2 protein-coding genes are annotated in these 2311 nt (G+C 69.9%); both read left to right on the plus strand.

What is annotated here, in order from left to right; all coding sequences use genetic code 11:
- The coding region (locus D180_RS18945; protein WP_017914022.1) for a ferritin-like domain-containing protein at positions 1 to 677 on the plus strand (677 nt) is incomplete at its 5' end.
- 229 nt (positions 678 to 906) lie between these two features.
- Complete coding sequence (locus D180_RS18950; RefSeq protein ID WP_010341104.1) at positions 907 to 2151, plus strand: zinc-dependent metalloprotease; 1245 nt, start codon at positions 907 to 909, stop codon at positions 2149 to 2151.
- Positions 2152 to 2311 lie beyond the last annotated feature (160 nt).

Consider the following 2311-nt stretch of genomic DNA (forward strand, 5'->3'; position numbering starts at 1 on the left):
TGGCGCCCGAGCCGATCCGTATGCCGGGGCGGCCCCCGCGACCGCTGCTGGTGCATCCGCGCGAGCTGCCGCGGCGCGGCCTCGGCAGTGCCGAGGGCCGTGCGGCGTTCATCCACGCCATCGCCCACATCGAACTCAACGCCATCGACCTGGCCTGGGACGCGGTCTACCGCTTCCGCGGCCTGCCGCCGGCGTTCTACGCCGACTGGGTGGCGGTGGCGGACGACGAATCGCGCCATTTCGTGTTGCTGCGCGACCGCCTGCGCGCGCTGGGCCATGCCTACGGCGATTTCGCCGCGCACAACGGCCTGTGGGAGATGTGCGAGAAGACCGCGCACGACGGCCTGGCGCGGATGGCGCTGGTGCCGCGCGTGCTGGAGGCGCGCGGCCTGGACGTGACCCCGGGCATGATCGCCAAGCTGCGCGCGCTCGGCGACGACGCCACCGCCGACATCCTGGACATCATCCTGCGCGAGGAAGTGGCGCACGTGGCCGCCGGCTCGCGCTGGTACCGCTGGTACTGCGCACAGGCCGGGATCGAGCCGCGCGCGCGCTTCGCGGCGCTGCTGCGCGAGTACGCCGGCGGCTACCTGCACGGCCCGTTCAACCTGCAGGCGCGCCTGCTGGCGGGATTCGACGAGGACGAATTGCTGGCCCTGCAGCAGCAGGCCGGCTGAGGCGGCGTCCTCCTGCGGCGTGGCGCCCGGGTCGTGTCAACGCGCAGGTGCGGCATGAACGCCCTTGCGTGCGTTCTGTGACGCCTATCTCCGAGCGGAGACCCCGCTGCATTTGTTGCTTGCGCTGAACGGTGGCTGAGCGGCTAATCGAACTCCCCCGCGCGGCCTCCCCCGTCTCCGGCCGCGCGCGGGGCGACGTTCGTCCCTACTCACCACCCAGGAGTCCGACATGAAGTCGATGTGCAGCCTTACCGCGATGCTTGCCCTGTGTGTCGCCGGTTCCGCCTCCGCAGCCGGAACGCCCCTGTTCCAGAGCAGCCAGTACGTCTCCAAGTCCATCGCCGGCGAGCCGGCGCTGAGCCGCCTGCTGGCCAATCCCGCCACCGGCGCGGTGCAGCGGGTCGGCGTGAACGCCGCCGCGGTCACCGCCGGACAGAAGCAACTCGAGCTGGACCTGCTGGGCCAGCGCATCACCGCCACGCAGTTGAAGACCGAGCAATTGGAAGGCGGCAACAGCATCTGGTACGGCAATCTCGGCAATGCCGCGGTGGCGCGGACCCGCGCGCTGTCCGGCCTGGATCCGCTGAACTCGGCGATCCTGGTGCGCAGCGGCGACACCATCACCGGCAGCATCCGCAGCAACGGCACCCTGTTCCACCTGCGTCCGATCGCCGGTGGCGGCCATGTGCTGGTGGAGGTCGACGAACGCCGCATGCCGGCCGAGCATCCGGCCGACTACGCGCTGCTGCCGACGGTGCAGATGCCGCAGTCGGTGATCGACGAACGCGTGACCGCCGCCGGTGCCTCGTCGGGTTCGCCCGCGACCATCCGTGTGCTGGTGGTGGCGACCAACAAGGCGGTGACCAGCTACGGCGGCAACATGCAGTCGCTGGTGCAGTTGGCGGTGGCCGAGTCCAACCAGGGCTACACCAACAGCAACGTCGGCATCACCATGCAGCTGGCCGGCTACGAGACCACCAACTACACCGAGTCCGGCGACTTCAACACCGACCTGACCCGCTTCCGCGGCACCAGCGACGGCTACATGGACAGCATCCATACCTCGCGCAACAACACCGCGGCCGACGTCGGCGTGCTGATCATCGACAACTCCGCCTATTGCGGTCTCGCCTCGGGCATCGGTTCCACCGCCGCCACCGCGTTCGCGGCGGTGTACTGGGATTGCGCCACCGGCTACTACAGCTTCGCCCACGAGATCGGCCATCTGCAGAGCGCGCGCCACGACGTGGCCACCGACTCCAGCACCTCGCCGTACGCCTATGGCCACGGCTATCGCTACGGCAACAGCTGGCGCACGATCATGGCCTACAACTGCACCAGCAGCTGCCCGCGGCTGAACTACTGGTCCAACCCGAACGTGTCCTACAACGGCGTGCCGATGGGCAATGCCAGCACCGCCGACAACCAGCGCGTGCTGGTCAACACCAAGGCGACGGTGGCCGGGTTCCGTTGAGCCGGCGCGCGCGTGGCGCAGGCCGCGTGCCTGCGCCACGCGCGGCGAAGATGGCCGGAGCGGGCGCGGCGGCGCCCGCTTCGGCTATGCTGGGAAGCGGTACCGGCGCGGCCGGTGCCGACCGACTTCCTGGGATCGACGATGTTCAAGCGCATGCGAC

Origin of the sequence: Xanthomonas sp. SHU 166 (assembly GCF_000364685.1) — a bacterium.
Classification (GTDB): Bacteria; Pseudomonadota; Gammaproteobacteria; order Xanthomonadales; family Xanthomonadaceae; genus Xanthomonas_A; species Xanthomonas_A sontii.